General features: G+C 31.7%; 11 protein-coding genes. All 11 read left to right on the forward strand.

Going from position 1 to position 15,753, the window contains the following annotated elements:
• The first annotated feature begins 198 nt into the window (after nt 1-198).
• Nucleotides 199-681, forward strand: coding sequence for a hypothetical protein (locus ACUN26_RS08590; protein WP_001143399.1), 483 nt, complete (start codon nt 199-201; stop codon nt 679-681).
• 175 nt (nt 682-856) lie between these two features.
• A complete protein-coding gene (locus tag ACUN26_RS08595; protein WP_000676418.1) occupies nt 857-1,282 on the forward strand; it encodes a DMT family transporter in 426 nt (141 codons plus the stop codon).
• A 19-nt stretch (nt 1,283-1,301) separates the two neighbouring features.
• Nucleotides 1,302-1,997 (forward strand): Crp/Fnr family transcriptional regulator, encoded by a 696-nt coding sequence (locus tag ACUN26_RS08600; protein WP_000431587.1) that lies wholly within the window; start codon nt 1,302-1,304, stop codon nt 1,995-1,997.
• 16 nt (nt 1,998-2,013) lie between these two features.
• Nucleotides 2,014-2,484: a DMT family transporter gene (locus ACUN26_RS08605; RefSeq protein ID WP_000578999.1), complete on the forward strand. Its 471-nt coding sequence runs from the start codon at nt 2,014-2,016 to the stop codon at nt 2,482-2,484.
• A gap of 1,294 nt (nt 2,485-3,778) precedes the next feature.
• Nucleotides 3,779-5,008, forward strand: a complete 1,230-nt coding sequence (locus ACUN26_RS08610; protein ID WP_001097927.1) for a helix-turn-helix domain-containing protein — start codon at nt 3,779-3,781, stop codon at nt 5,006-5,008.
• 1,508 nt (nt 5,009-6,516) lie between these two features.
• Complete coding sequence (hblC, locus tag ACUN26_RS08615; RefSeq protein ID WP_002093759.1) at nt 6,517-7,836, forward strand: hemolytic enterotoxin HBL lytic component L2; 1,320 nt, start codon at nt 6,517-6,519, stop codon at nt 7,834-7,836.
• A gap of 61 nt (nt 7,837-7,897) precedes the next feature.
• Entirely contained in the window at nt 7,898-9,118 is a 1,221-nt protein-coding gene (hblD, locus tag ACUN26_RS08620) for a hemolytic enterotoxin HBL lytic component L1 (protein ID WP_000714444.1), read from the forward strand.
• 36 nt (nt 9,119-9,154) lie between these two features.
• Nucleotides 9,155-10,282: a hemolysin BL binding component B gene (gene hblA, locus ACUN26_RS08625; RefSeq protein ID WP_000977258.1), complete on the forward strand. Its 1,128-nt coding sequence runs from the start codon at nt 9,155-9,157 to the stop codon at nt 10,280-10,282.
• A gap of 325 nt (nt 10,283-10,607) precedes the next feature.
• Nucleotides 10,608-12,005, forward strand: a complete 1,398-nt coding sequence (hblB, locus tag ACUN26_RS08630) for a hemolysin BL regulatory component HblB (RefSeq protein ID WP_000730117.1) — start codon at nt 10,608-10,610, stop codon at nt 12,003-12,005.
• A gap of 831 nt (nt 12,006-12,836) precedes the next feature.
• Nucleotides 12,837-14,651, forward strand: coding sequence for an acyltransferase family protein (locus tag ACUN26_RS08635; protein WP_000165414.1), 1,815 nt, complete (start codon nt 12,837-12,839; stop codon nt 14,649-14,651).
• 476 nt (nt 14,652-15,127) lie between these two features.
• The gene (locus ACUN26_RS08640) at nt 15,128-15,535 is read left to right on the forward strand and encodes a hypothetical protein (RefSeq protein WP_000866989.1); all 408 of its coding nucleotides are present in this window, start codon (nt 15,128-15,130) and stop codon (nt 15,533-15,535) included.
• Nucleotides 15,536-15,753 lie beyond the last annotated feature (218 nt).

Consider the following 15,753-nt stretch of genomic DNA (forward strand, 5'->3'; position numbering starts at 1 on the left):
TTCAATGTTAAATTTAGTAATTCAACATTGAAATATATAAAACCTTTATAAACATACAGTTATAGAATGGGAAGATTAGAGTGAAGAGTGAAAGAAATAAACGTAAACGCTTTCGAAATGTTCACAAAATGTTCACTTACGAAGGAGTTTCCAATATCGATATAATGGCAAAGACTCAAAGAGAAGGGATGATGAAAGTTGCCAACAACAAGAAAGGAAAACCTCCAATTCGGTATGATGATGTGCCTAGGGATGGTTATCGTAATGACGTTTTACAATTTATTATTGAACGGAGCAGGAGGGCCAATTCATATTAAGGAGATCGCATTAGAACTACTAATTGGATTTATGATTGCGTTATTAATTGAGATATGTATCGTTGGGCCTTGTGCGAAAAAAATTGTATTCGCGATACCGTTTAATAAATCGAAGAAAATAAATATTATAGTAGCGATGGCTACAGCTATGGTAATCGGAATGGTTTTCTTTATGTCATTTTACGGAATGGCTATGATGTATTTACATGGTGGACTACAAGGGGAATCATTTGTTTCAAGTTATTTTTCAATTTTTATTAAAAATTTCATTATGGCTTATCCATTACAATTAATTATTATGGGGCCGCTTGTGCGTTTCTTATTTGCGAAGTTTGTTATGAAGAAGACTGTTAATGTAGCGTAGTTATAATATGTAAAAAATTATATATTAATAAAAATATAAAAACACATCTCAAATTTTTGAGATGTGTTTTTTGTTCATTTCTAATTATTTTCATAGTGATGTGATATTTGTCCTTTTGCCTTTTAGGGTCATAGCTTTTAATTAAGTTAGAAATAAAAAATTAGGAGATGATTTTTTGAAAGGCATTGTATTTGCTGTTTTTGCTGGTGTATGTATAACACTTCAAGGAACCTTTAATGCGAAACTTAGTTCACATATCGGCATATGGTCAACGAGTATTATAACGCATTTAATTGGGTTCCTTATTGCAATAACTATATTTTTGTTAAAGAAAGAAGAGAAAGTAACGGATTTAAAGGGTGTGAAAAAAACATATTTAGTAGCCGGTGCATTTGGTGGATTCATTATTTGTGCAGAAACTATAGCGATATATTCAATGGGGGTTACATTGACAGCTGGCACACTTATGGTTGCTCAATTGTTAACAGCAACTTTCATTGAAATAAAAGGACTGTTCCATATAAAAAAGATACAGATGGAGAGATATCATATTGTGGGAACAATAGTAATGATTATAGGGATTGTAATATTTAATATGTGAATAGAAGGAGGAAATGAGAATGGAGAATAGATCAGATTTAATTATTCATTATTTGAAAACTAATAAAATATTTGAGATTTTTTCAGAAATAGATACAGCTTATTTTCAAATAAATCATTTTGAAAAAGGCAAGTTTATTTGCAATATAGATGACGAAATGGATCGTTTATATTTTGTAGTGAAAGGTAAAGTAAAAGTTTATACGATTACACCAGAAGGAAAGAAACTAATTCTTCGCTTTATCAATCCATTGGCGGTTGTTGGTGATCTTGAATTGATACAAAAAAGCAAGACTCATAATGTCGTTGAAGCTTGTTCAGATGTTGTAGCTATCTCCATTTCTAATACGGTTATTAGAAACAAGTTATTACATGATCCTATATTTATGAACTTCTTGCTTGAAAACATTGCGAACACGTTAAAAATATCGACCCGTTTTACAGCTCTAAATTTACTTTATCCAGTAGAAGTGCGTGTAGCTAGTTATTTACTATCAATTTCAACAGATAGTAACGGAAATATGTATAAAGAGGATTTAGATGCAACTTCCATATCAAGTATTGCTGATTTTATAGGAGTAAGTTATAGGCACGTAATTCGGGTGTTACAAAAATTAAATAAAGAAAAATTAATTGAAAAGAAAAATGGAGTTATCGTAATTAAAGATTTTTCTAGAATGAAGGAAGTTGCTAAAGATAATATATATGAGCAATGAAAGGGAGAGGAATATTTTGATTGGATTTAGTTTAGCTATATTTGCTGGAGTATTAATTAGCTTACAATCTATTTTTAACACAAAGGTCAATGAATGTGTAGGACAGTGGTTAACAACTGCATGTGTTCTTGGAATAGGTCTCATAAGTTCTGGTCTATTTTATATCATAACAGAGAAAAGTATTAGCATTAATTTTTACACTACAAATTATTTGTTTTATATAAGCGGATTGTTTGGCATTGGATTAATTATTTGTATAATGGGTGCAATAAAGAGTTTAGGTCCAGCGTATACGGTGTTAATTAGTCTTATTACACAATTAGTTGTTGCATTATGTATTGATACATTCGGATTGTTTGGAATGGAGAGCGTTCCAATACAAATAAATAAATTAGTTGGAATAGGTGTATTAATTGTAGGGGTAGGAATTTTTAAAAATCTATTTTCGAATAAGAAAGCTATTCATATAAACAAGGATAGGGTCTAAAGAATTTAAAGGAAAAAGGTGTTAATGATTAGAATAATTACACTTAGCTCGAATGGCTGAGGAACAATTAACTGGCCAATATAGATTAGACTAAGTTAAAGAAATGAAAAAAGAAACTATATATAAAACGGGTTCTTTTTTACATAAATTTCAAGAATTTTGATGGTGAACTAGAAAAATGGCTTCTCAAATTCTTTTAAAACGATCCTTTAAAGTGGAGTTAATAACATAGGTATCATTAGGGAAAAAACCTCATATGAGTAGTCAGAGGGTGTTTAAATAGCATTTTGTTTTTATTTATAGTATTTAATAAACTATAATATAACTTCATTTAAAGGTATTTTGATTCTTAATTAAAAATAAAGTGGAAAATTAAGAATATGTTGATGTGGTGCGGTATGAAAGCTAGGTAGCATAAAGATTAATAATACAAAGATGAACAACATATAAATAAAGTTTATTCATATGTTCTATCTCCCCTGCAATTCCTAGTATTTTTGAAATCTATATATTTCTTCCTCATTTGTGGAAAATAAAACTAATGTTGGGACCAGTAATATTGTGGGGATTAGATAAAAATAGTTGTCCCTATATCGCCAGAATTTTAAATATTCCATTCGTTTTTTATGTTTTCTTTTTTTATTTTTGTACTGATGATAAGATTCTTTTCTCAATTAGATCTTTAAATAACGTAGATCTATTTGGTGCTTGAATTTCTTCCAACGTGTACTTTCCGAAGCATAGTGGTTCATAAATAGTCTTATCATTGTCCTCTGTCGTTAATTTCCCGACTTTTTGTTATCTTTGTCTAAAATTTGAAACACAGTAGGTTTTCAGTTTTACATTTAAATTAGCATTATCTATTTTTGGAATTCAATTTGTACAAGTAATTGAATTGAAATTTTGATTGTTGGTTTTTGTGGTGGTACAGTATCTCTTGTTACTTTCGCTGTATTTTGAATCTTTTTTCCAGCTTGGTCCTCGCATGGAGTACCACTGTATTTTGTATGTTCTTCACTGTTTTCTCAAGTGTAATGATTAGATCTTGTAGAATTAAGAAATGACCTTCATTCATTTCATTTTCTTATCTACTCTGATATTTAGATGCTAATTACAATTAAATAATATATGATTTTCATAAAAAAGATATAGTAATATTTTGTCGTGAATTGTACTAATTTGATATTTTATAGTATTATTTGTCGTGAATTATACCTAGCAGAATATATATTATGAAACTATAAAAGGAACAATGAGGAAAATTATCAAATAATTTACTTAAAAGGAGAATGTAATGAATACTTCTATCGATATACAACACTTGTGTGATCTTGCACATAAAGCATTTAATGCCCCTGTACATATTTTATCTACAGACAAAAAAATTTTATATCATTCTACATCTGATGATGTTTATAGTCCTTTTTATTCTTCAAAAGAAGAACATCTTAGTGATATTTATCAAGAAAACGATCCCTTTAACTTACCACTTTTCAGATGTAACAGCTATCTTGAAAATTTTGTTCTAATACATATAGAAAATCATGATCACATTAAAGGGACTATTATTATCGGTCCCACTATACATCCAAAAGGTTCAGATGATATGACCATAAAACTTCAAAAAGAATTTAAATCAAGTGATAAAATTCAAGAAAGACTAGCCTATTATCAGTGTTTATCTGAGATTGAAAAAACTACATTAATTGATATGGGAATTTTATTACATTACATGATTTTCAATGAAAAGTTAGATGTGGGTATTGTTTTAGAAAAAAATAAAGTACTAGAGGAAGTTCCTAATAAAATTGTGAAACCTGATTTATATATTTTAAAACGCCGACAAAACAAACCTAAAACTCACAACATGGCATTAGTAAATGATTTCTTTTTGACTATCAAAGAAGGAAATAAAAAAAAGTTAATACAGTATATGTATGCAGTTTCACAAGAGGATGTTGAACTGATGTTAATAGAGGATCCGCTCAGGAACCAAAAAAACCTTGGAATTATTGCGATTACCTTAGCTACTCGATATGCGATAGAAGGGAACCTGCCACCAGATATTGCTTTTGCTCATAGTATTTTATATATACAAACTCTGGAACAATTAGATAACGTAGAATCTGCAAAGCGATTGTCAGGAGACGCTTTACGTACCTTTGCAGATCGTGTGAAAGAATTCAATGCACAAAAGTATTCATACGCGGTTACTACATGTATGAAACATATTAATAAAAATGTTTACGATGGAATAACTCTCAATGAACTTGCTAATCATTTGGAAATTACCCCTACTTATCTGTCTAAACTATTTAAAAAAGAAATGGGAATTACTTTAAGCGAATATATTCAAAGGGAACGAGTGGAAGAAGCAAAAAAATTATTAACTCTAACTACTTATTCGCTATCAGATATCTGTGCTTGGCTTAACTTTAATGACCAAAGTTATTTTACGAGGGTTTTCAAAAAAATTACTAGCATGACCCCTAGACAGTACCGTGAAAAATATACAATAATATAGGCTTGTTATCTGGTCTCAATGTAAAAACTTAAAAATAGGTGTAAGTAATCTCTAAAACTTGAAAATACTGAGCTTATTACTCTAGAAAAAGTGTGTGATTTGTTTAGATAAGGAACTTGTATTCAAATAGACGTATGATCAACCTGATATTATCTTGTTAGCGGAACAGTTTCAATTTTCAGGAGTTGGCAAAAATAATGGAGAAACGAAGCTTATCTATTTTTTAAATAATAATTAGGCGCTGGATTTATCAGTATAGTTCTGAATTAGACAAACGAGTCTGACGTCAGCTCAAACAAATAGCTTTTGAAGAGTCCATGAAACATATATCCAAGCAAAAGCACAATGGAAATGTTTATACCATATTGTTAACTTGAAACACTATTTTTCTAAAGAAAACAAAAAAACAGAAGGCTGCAAAGGATTTTTAAGAAAGCTTTGCAGCTATTTTATATTTTAAAATCTATGGTTATAACGATGGATAAGTTTATAGATTAATATCTCCATTTTAAATATTTATTAATGTTGATATTAGGGTATATTTCGTAAAAATTAATAATGTAACATATATCACATGATATATCTATGTTTTATGCAATTATACATAACTAAATAAAGGTAAAAAAGTATAAAAAAACCTATTAAATTATTCTATAAGTATTTTTTCTAAAATATAATTTCTTGGTTAAGCTAAAATAGTTATTTTGTAACCTTATATATATTAATTTGTAATCATTACAATTACAGAGGTGAAATTTTTAATTAATTATATTTGTATAATATTTTTGGCTCGTGTTTTTACTTAACAGTTAAATTATTGAGTACAATCGACAAAATTTTGCTATTTACGCATTAAAAATTTAATGTTTTAATGAACAACATAACTGGTATGACCAGAGAGAAAGGAGAAGATGACGCTAATAGGAGTATAGCGAAGTTGTAAGTAACATTATGTCGAAAATAATTATCTTAATAATCAGTTAATTAACGAGAGACCTAGAATCTCAAAATGATCAAGTTTGTAATAAAAGTGTTCTAAGTTTTTGCATAACAAAAGTGAATTTATTCCGCAATAAAAGTATAAGCAATGTACAGTATAAGTTCATCTTTTGTAGTCTTGTAAGGCTCTTGCTGACAAAACTAAGAGACATATTATGTAATTGATATTAAACAAGGTCAAAACAGGATTAACTGTCAGCATTGGTTTATCTATCCTCGCGGTTCTGTAAGTTAAACCGCAACTCTATGGGAGAATTAATATTTTACTACCCATTGGGTGTCTAATTCAAATATAGCTGATGAATTTTTATTGTTTATTTTTGAAAAATAGAGTATCTAAATGAGAGATGAGTAAAATTCTTACATCCTATTAGAAGTAAAAAATAAGGATAACACCCTATCTGAAAGACTTCTCTTTCCTCATCCGTGTACAAAGAGAGAGCCTAGTGCTAGGTCGTACAAGTTATATGAATCAATTTATAGAAAAAAATGGTAAAGGAGTGTACGGAATGAAGAATAAAATAATGACAGGATTTTTAATAACATCCATTGTAACTGGAGCGACTATTCCTATCAATACTCTCGCAACACCAATCGTTCAAGCAGAAACTCAACAGGAAAACATGGATATTTCTTCATCATTACGAAAATTAGGTGCGCAATCTAAATTAATCCAAACGTATATTGATCAATCTTTAATGAGTCCTAATGTACAGCTAGAGGAAGTCCCAGCTTTAAATACAAATCAATTCCTAATCAAACAAGATATGAAGGAATGGTCATCGGAACTCTATCCACAGTTAATTCTATTAAATTCAAAAAGCAAAGGATTTGTAACAAAATTTAATAGCTATTATCCGACATTAAAATCGTATGTAGACAATAAAGAAGATAGAGAAGGTTTTGTGGATAGACTTGAAGTACTTCAAGAAATGGCTATGACGAATCAAGAAAATGCGCAACGACAAATTAATGAGTTAACTGATCTTAAATTACAGCTTGATAAAAAATTAAAAGATTTCGATACTAATGTGGCAACTGCGCAAGGCATATTAGGTACAGATGGAACAGGAAAAATAGATCAGTTAAAAAATGAAATATTAAATACCAAAAAAGCAATTCAAAATGATTTACAACAAATTGCATTAATACCAGGAGCTTTAAATGAGCAGGGATTTGCTATATTCAAAGAAATTTATAGTCTTTCAAAAGAAATTATTGAACCGGCTGCTCAAGCAGGGATGGCAGCGTATAACAAAGGAAAAGAAATTAACAACTCTATTCTAGAAGCTGAGAAAAAAGCAGCGCAAGAAGCGACAGAGCAAGGTAAAACAGCTCTAGAAATTGAATCGGCAAAAAAAGCAGCTCGTGAAGCAATTGAGAAAAGCAAACAAGGTGAAATAGCTGCAGCTGCAGCTGCAAAAACGCAAGAATATGACCTGATGAAAGCCATTGATACTGAAAAGATTAAGAAAACATTTGGTGTCTTCGCAGAAGTAAATAAACTAACAGCAGAGCAGCGATCATATTTAGATGACTTAGAGAAACAAAACCAAAAAATATATGATTTAACAACGAAACTATCAATAGCAGATTTGCAAAAATCAATGCTTCTTCTTTCACAAAATGATTTGCATACGTTTGCAAATCAAGTAGATGTAGAACTTGACCTACTAAAGCGCTATAAAGAAGATTTGGATCTAATAAAAAATAATATTACAAAATTATCTACTAATGTTGATGCAACTAACGAGCAGTCTCAAAAAGATACATTAAGACAATTAAAAAATGTAATAAGTTACCTTGAAGAACAGGTATATAAATTTTGATATTACGTTTTTGGAAAAACTATGAAAATTCTAGGAATCTAGCGAAAAAAGGAGAAAAGTGATGAAAAAATTCCCATTCAAAGTGCTAACTTTAGCCACTCTGGCAACGGTTATAACTGCTACTACTGGTAACACTATTCATGCATTTGCACAAGAAACGACCGCTCAAGAACAAAAAGTAGGCAATTATGTTTTAGGTCCTGAGGGACTGAAGAAAGCATTGGCTGAAACAGGGTCTCATATTCTTGTAATGGATTTGTACGCAAAAACAATGATTAAGCAACCGAATGTAAATTTATCTAATATCGATTTAGGATCAGAAGGAGGAGAGTTGCTCAAAAATATTCACCTTAATCAAGAACTGTCACGAATCAATGCGAATTATTGGTTAGATACAGCGAAGCCACAGATTCAAAAAACAGCTCGTAATATTGTAAATTACGATGAACAATTTCAAAATTATTACGACACATTAGTAGATACTGTACAAAAGAAAGATAAGGCAGGTCTAAAAGAGGGCATAAATGATTTAATTACAACAATTAATACAAATTCAAAAGAGGTAACAGATGTAATTAAGATGCTACAAGACTTCAAAGGGAAACTATATCAAAATTCTACAGATTTTAAAAATAATGTTGGTGGTCCAGATGGGAAAGGTGGATTAACTGCAATATTAGCAGGTCAACAAGCAACGATTCCACAACTTCAAGCTGAAATTGAGCAACTTCGTTCTACTCAGAAAAAACATTTTGATGATGTATTAGCATGGTCAATTGGTGGTGGATTGGGAGCAGCTATTTTAGTTATTGCAGCTATTGGAGGAGCAGTTGTAATTGTTGTAACTGGTGGTACAGCAACACCGGCTGTTGTTGGTGGACTTTCAGCTCTTGGAGCAGCTGGTATCGGTCTAGGAACTGCGGCTGGTGTCACGGCATCTAAGCATATGGACTCCTATAACGAAATTTCTAACAAAATCGGGGAATTAAGTATGAAAGCAGATCGTGCTAATCAAGCAGTTCTTTCGCTTACTAACGCGAAAGAAACATTGGCATATCTATACCAGACTGTAGATCAAGCGATATTGTCTCTAACAAATATTCAAAAGCAATGGAATACAATGGGCGCAAATTATACAGATTTACTGGATAATATCGATTCTATGCAAGACCACAAATTCTCTTTAATACCGGATGATTTAAAAGCTGCTAAAGAAAGTTGGAATGATATTCATAAAGATGCAGAATTCATTTCAAAAGACATCGCTTTTAAACAGGAATAGAACTGAAAATGAAAACTTATATTGGAGGAATATAAAATGATGAAAAATATCCCGTACAAACTAATCGTCGCATCGGCTCTTTTAACTATGACAGCAACTTCTGTAGTCTCACCAGTAGCAACTTTTGCAAGTGAAATTGAACAAACGAACAATGGAGATACGGCTCTTTCTGCAAATGAAGCGAGAATGAAAGAGACCTTGCAAAAGGCTGGATTATTTGCAAAATCTATGAATGCCTATTCTTATATGCTAATTAAGAATCCTGATGTAAATTTTGAAGGAATTACTATTAATGGATATGTAGATTTACCTGGTAGAATCGTACAAGATCAAAAGAATGCAAGAGCACATGCTGTTACTTGGGACACGAAAGTAAAAAAACAGCTTTTAGATACATTGACTGGTATTGTTGAATATGATACAACGTTCGACAATTATTATGAAACATTGGTTGAGGCGATTAATACAGGGGATGGAGAAACTTTAAAAGAAGGAATTACAGATTTACGAGGTGAAATTCAACAAAACCAAAAGTACGCACAACAATTAATAGAAGAATTAACTAAATTAAGAGACTCTATTGGACAAGATGTTAGAGCATTTGGAGGCAATAAAGATCTTTTGCAGTCGATTCTAAAAAACCAAGGTGCAGATGTTGATGCAGATCAAAAGCGTCTAGAAGAAGTATTAGGATCAGTAAACTATTATAAACAATTAGAATCTGATGGGTTTAATGTAATGAAGGGTGCTATTTTGGGTCTACCAATAATTGGCGGTATTATAGTGGGAGTAGCAAGAGACAACTTAGGTAAGTTAGAGCCTTTATTAGCAGAATTACGTCAGACCGTGGATTATAAAGTAACATTAAATCGTGTAGTTGGAGTTGCTTATAGTAATATTAATGAAATGCACAAGGCACTTGATGATGCTATTAACGCTCTTACTTATATGTCAACGCAGTGGCATGATTTAGATTCTCAATATTCGGGCGTTCTAGGCCATATTGAGAATGCAGCTCAAAAAGCGGATCAAAATAAATTTAAATTCTTAAAACCTAATTTAAATGCAGCGAAAGATAGTTGGAAAACATTACGAACAGATGCTGTTACATTAAAAGAGGGGATAAAGGAATTAAAAGTGGAAACTGTTACTCCACAAAAATAGGGAAATATTTATTCTGTTGCAAAGTGACCCATAACATAGAGAGTCTATGATTACACTGATAAACAGTAAAGCGGTAATTAATAAATCCTTATATATTAAAAAGGCGGAGTCTCATTAAAGACTTCGCCTTTCACTTATATATAAGTTGTATCCAAATAAAAAGATAGCCATGTAGTTTACTTGTTTTTAAAAATTTGTAACAGAATCGATCAATAGGAGACAGGTTATATAGATTTGCTTAATAATATCGAATCTATGCAACAACATCTTCTTTTAATAAGAATAGGACTTGAAATCATACTCTATACAGGAGGAATAAGAAAAGATGAAAAAAAAACCTTATAAAATACTGGCTGTATCAGCATTTTTAATTATGACAACTACCTATGCACTCACACCAATAGCAACCTTTGCAATTGAAACTGAACAAACGAACACTGGAGATATGTCTCTTTCAGCAAATGAAGAAAAGATGAAAAAAACTGTACAAGATGCTGGGTTATTTGCAAAGGCTATGAATGAATATTCTTATTTGCTAATTAATAATCCGGATGTGAGTTTTGAAGGGATTTCTATTAATGGGTATGCAGATTTACCTAGTAAAATTGTACAGGATCAAAAGAATGCAAGAGCACATGCTGTTACATGGAATACAAAAGTAAAAAAACAGCTTTTAGATACATTGACCGGCATTATTGAATACGATACAAAGTTTGAAAATTATTATGAAACATTAGTAGAGGCGATCAATAATGGAAATGGGGATACTTTAAAAAAGGGGATTACAGATTTAAGGGTGGGGATTCAACGAAACCAAAAGTCCGCAAAAGCGTTAATAGAAGAATTAACTAAATTTAAAAACGCTATTGGAGAAGATGTTAGAGTATTTGGAAGCCATAAAGAGACCTTGCAATCGATTTTAAAAAACCAAGGAGCTGATGTAGAGACTGATCAAAAGCGTTTAGATGAAGTTTTAGGACAAGTAAACTATTATAAGAAATTAGAATCTGATGGGTTAATAATGGTGAAAGTCCCTTTTATCCCCACGCTTATTTCTGGTGGCATAATGATAGGTACTGCTAGAGATAATTTAGGTCGATTAGAGCCTGCTTTAGCAGAATTACGTAAAACTGTAGATTATAAAATTACATTAAATCGTGTAGTCGGAGTTGCATTTCATAATATTAGTGATATGCATAGTACGATTGATAGTGCTATTACTGCTCTTACTTATATGTCCACACAATGGGATGATTTAGACTCTCAATATTCGGGCGTAATGGGGCATATTGATAAAGTTGATGAAAAAGCTGATCAAAATAGATATAAATTTTTAAAGCCTAACTTGAATTCAGCTAAAGACAGTTGGAAAACATTAAGAGCAGATGTTGTCACATTACTAGAAGGTATAAAAATTGCAGAGAAGAAAGAACAAGATTTTATGAATCTACTTCGTCCATCAAACGTTTTTTACTTTTATAAAAAAATCCATAACGCATATACTTTTGAAATAAAGACTGGAACAAATGCACCAAATGCGTCTTATAAAGTTATGAATTTAACTAAAAACACTGTTCATCATATGTGGAGTGGAGGTGCTAATACAAGCATGTGGGCTGACTGGCTTTCATTCAATCCAAATGATGAATTTGCGGTGGTAGCAGTAGTGGATGGAAAAGAATATGTTGTATATAAAGACAAAGTAGAAAATATAATGAACTGAACCCGAAAAAATGTATTAATTGGAGATGGTACACTAAACTAGACACCAAGTTAATTGAAAAATTGACCGGCATATGGCTCCTTATTTCCTAGAACCCCTAGCTAAAGCAAAGGAATTCGTACATAGATTAGTTGACATTTATGTAGGTTTCATCCATTTTCAAAGATAGTTTTTCTTTTTTGTTTTATTTTTCAAAAATCACGAATGAAATTTCCGCATTTACGAACTCAGCACATAATGGTTGTTAGATGAATTGACATACCACGTCCCTTTAGAATTTCAGGCATATTATGATAACTTAAAGAAAAAAATAATAGTAGCAAATGGCTACTATTATTTTTCTTTAAAATATCACATCTATCATGTTCCTTATTTGCTTTCCCAGAATTTATTCTAGTTAAAAAAACCTTGCACCAGAACACATATTGTTCTGATGCAAGGTTCGCTGCAATATAAAATACACGACAGTAAGGGCAAGACATAAAATGTGATTTCAAATGAAACATATGTATATGTGAAGTAAGGTAAAAGAGGGGCTGCTCATAACCAGTAGCCCTTCTTTATAACGTTATTTTGCAGGGGAATGTTCAAATATACGTTATATATCATATTCCTCTTTTTCGGAAGAGCAACAAGAACATCTAGCTTAAAAATTTTCACAACAGAGCCAGATAACGTGTTAAAGTATTAATTACTGTGCATGTAAAGATAAAAAAAAGAGCCTTACAAAAAGATGTTTGTAATAGTTTAGCTTATACGATTTTAGGGGATTAATAGTACTTTGTGCCGTTATTATTAACCTAATTTCCAAGAAAAAGAGGTGAATGTAGGATGACTAAACCTTTTAAAAAAAATAGTCGTTATATGGTTGGATTGGACAGTCTAAGGGGCCTAGCTATACTAGGTGTTATTTTGTATCATATTAATTTTAATTGGATGCCTGGAGGATTTTTAGGAGTTACTGTATTTTTTGTACTTTCAGGTTATTTAATTACAGATATTCTAGCCATAGAGTGGAAGAGAAATAAGAGAATTGATTTAAAAAAATTCTGGCTTAGTAGGGCAAGGAGATTGCTTCCAGGAATGCTTGTTATGCTCGTTATAACGTTGGCATGGATTACAGTTTTTCATAGCTCTTTACTTGAAAAAATGCGCGGAGATTCATTAGCGGCATTATTTTATGTTAGTAACTGGTGGTATATTTATCATAAATTATCGTACTTTGATAATTTTAACCAGCTTTCTCCATTGAATCATTTTTGGTCGTTAGCAGTTGAGGAACAATTCTACGTTGTTTGGCCGTTTATCATTAGTTTAGGGCTTTACTACATAAAAAAACAATCCCGTATGATTTTATTAATTTGTCTGGGAGCCGTTGCTTCAGCTTTAGCGATGGCAATTTTGTATGAACCTGGAGCTGATCCGAGCAGAATATATTATGGTACAGATACGAGGGCCTTTTCCTTACTTATCGGAGCGGTACTTGCCTTAGTTTGGCCAAGCAATAGACTTGCAAATAAAATTATCCCAAAGGCGCGTTTCATTCTTGATGTAGTGGGGGGCATTGCCCTTATTATTATTTTGGTTATGTTTTGGAAGACCAATCAATATGATCCATTTCTATACAAGGGAGGAATGGTTCTCTTATCAATTGCAACAGCATTGTTAGTCGCAAATCTAGCTCATCCAGCTAGTCGTATTGCTCAATTTTTACGATTTAGACCTTTACGTTGGATAGGGATAAGATCGTATGGCATATACCTCTGGCATTATCCAATTCTTACATTGACGACTCCAAAGGTAAATGCTGGGGATTTTTCATTAATAAGAGCAATCCTTCAATTTCTTTTGATTATATTGATTGCGCAAATTTCATGGAAGTTTATTGAAAAACCAATCCGACAAGGTGCGCTCCGGAACATTCAGTTTAAGAATTTAAGAATTCAAAATGTCACTTTAGGTGTTAAGTTAGCTTTAATTTGTACATTATTCGTTTCGTCGATAGCGGTCGTAGGGTTATCAAAAGCTAGTAAGGCTAAGGAGAACTCTCAACAAGATAAGGTAAAAGCAGCACAAACACAACCGGCGCCACATCCAGTTGCAGTTTGGGAAAATCCAAATCAAGAGACGCCTCAAAAACAAGGGGAATCAAGAGAAGTAAATTCTGCGCAACCTAAAAATTCACTCACAGTTACTGCGATAGGCGATTCCGTTATGATTGATATTACTCCGTATTTAAAAAATACTTTTCCTGATATTAGGATTGATGCCCAAATTGGTCGCCAGCTGTCAAAAGCGATTCCGGTAGTTGAACAGTTAAAATATGAAGGTAATTTAGGAAATTATGTCATTATTGGATTAGGTACAAATGGAGCCTTTACTACTGAACAACTTGTTTCATTAATAAAAGTAATTGGAAACGAACGTAAAATCATATTTATTAATACGAGAGTACCACGTCCGTGGGAATCAATCGTGAATGAGAGACTGAAAGTAACGGTATCTGAATATCCGAATGTAACTCTAGTTGATTGGTATGCAGCAAGTGCTGGAAAGAAAGACTACTTTGCACCTGACGGTGTGCATTTAACCAAAGTAGGTGCAGAAGCATACGCAGCACTTGTAGCCAAAGCGGTGAAGCAATAATTAAATATGTTTTATTAACTTCTGTTGGGTAAGGAAATGGTTCTGAGTATGAGGTGCCACTCTGAGGTTTAATTACAATTCAAAAAAGAATATTATTCATGTTCTTCTAATCTAAGATTTAGAGTGGCCTGACTCACTTCTGTAATTTGACATGAAATATATGCAAACCTGAAAAAAAGAAAAGGAACTAGAAGAGGCTACAAAGAATACAAAATATGAAGTTGAAATATTAGGAAGAGACTCCGCAGGTAGAAGCACTGCAAATACATTAAAAGAACGACTTGCAATGAAAAAAATTAATTCAAATCCACAAAGAATAGTTCTAACGAGAATACCAATGACAGATTCTTGTTGACCCAAAGAAGGTGGCTAGGAATGGAACTCTTGTAGCAATTCATTATTTTAAAAATAATAGAACAGGCGAATTTAATGATTTTAAATTTAAAAATTAATTTTTTGTTGATAGGAGCTTGTATGTGAAGGTAATGTGTATAAAAAATTCAGGAGATACATTTTCAGAGGTTTTATTAGATCAAGGATATAATCGAGACTCTATTATAAATTTAGAAACCGATAAGGAATATGTGGTTTATGGTATTAGTTCATTGAATGGAGCATTAGACTATCTAATCTTGGGTGAAAATGAAAACTTGCCTTCATGGTACCCAGCAGAATTGTTTGAAGTATCGAACCCTTTACAACCTTTAGAATGGTATTTTGCGGATCATAAACATAGTAAAGCGACAACGATACAATATATATGGGGTTATAAAGAATTAGCTTTAAATGATAGACATGCTCTTGGTTTAATAGAAAGGGAGAATAAAGATATTGCAATATTTTTAAAGCGAAAAGCCGAAATTGAGGAATTAGAAGAATCGTAATAGTGAAGGAATTGATTAATTTATAAAAAACGTAGGAATTAAATATTCCTACGTTTTTTTGTACATAACATTTAAATAAACACCTTATTTTTGGGGATTTACAGGTTCAAATGGAAGATGCCCTGATTTTCGATTTGAATCAATATGATACTATTTACATGTATTGTCATGTACGGAATTATATTTTTTTGCACCTGAACTGTGTATATTATTTGTAG

Source organism: Bacillus sp. WC2503 (assembly GCF_052682895.1).

Coding starts and splice junctions, on each gene's coding strand:
- hblB (WP_000730117.1), top strand. CDS start 10,608: ATGAAAAAAAAACCTTATAAAATACTGGCTGTATCAGCATTTTTAATT.
- hblC (WP_002093759.1), top strand. CDS start 6,517: ATGAAGAATAAAATAATGACAGGATTTTTAATAACATCCATTGTAACT.
- ACUN26_RS08600 (WP_000431587.1), top strand. CDS start 1,302: ATGGAGAATAGATCAGATTTAATTATTCATTATTTGAAAACTAATAAA.
- hblA (WP_000977258.1), top strand. CDS start 9,155: ATGATGAAAAATATCCCGTACAAACTAATCGTCGCATCGGCTCTTTTA.
- ACUN26_RS08635 (WP_000165414.1), top strand. CDS start 12,837: ATGACTAAACCTTTTAAAAAAAATAGTCGTTATATGGTTGGATTGGAC.
- hblD (WP_000714444.1), top strand. CDS start 7,898: ATGAAAAAATTCCCATTCAAAGTGCTAACTTTAGCCACTCTGGCAACG.
- ACUN26_RS08610 (WP_001097927.1), top strand. CDS start 3,779: ATGAATACTTCTATCGATATACAACACTTGTGTGATCTTGCACATAAA.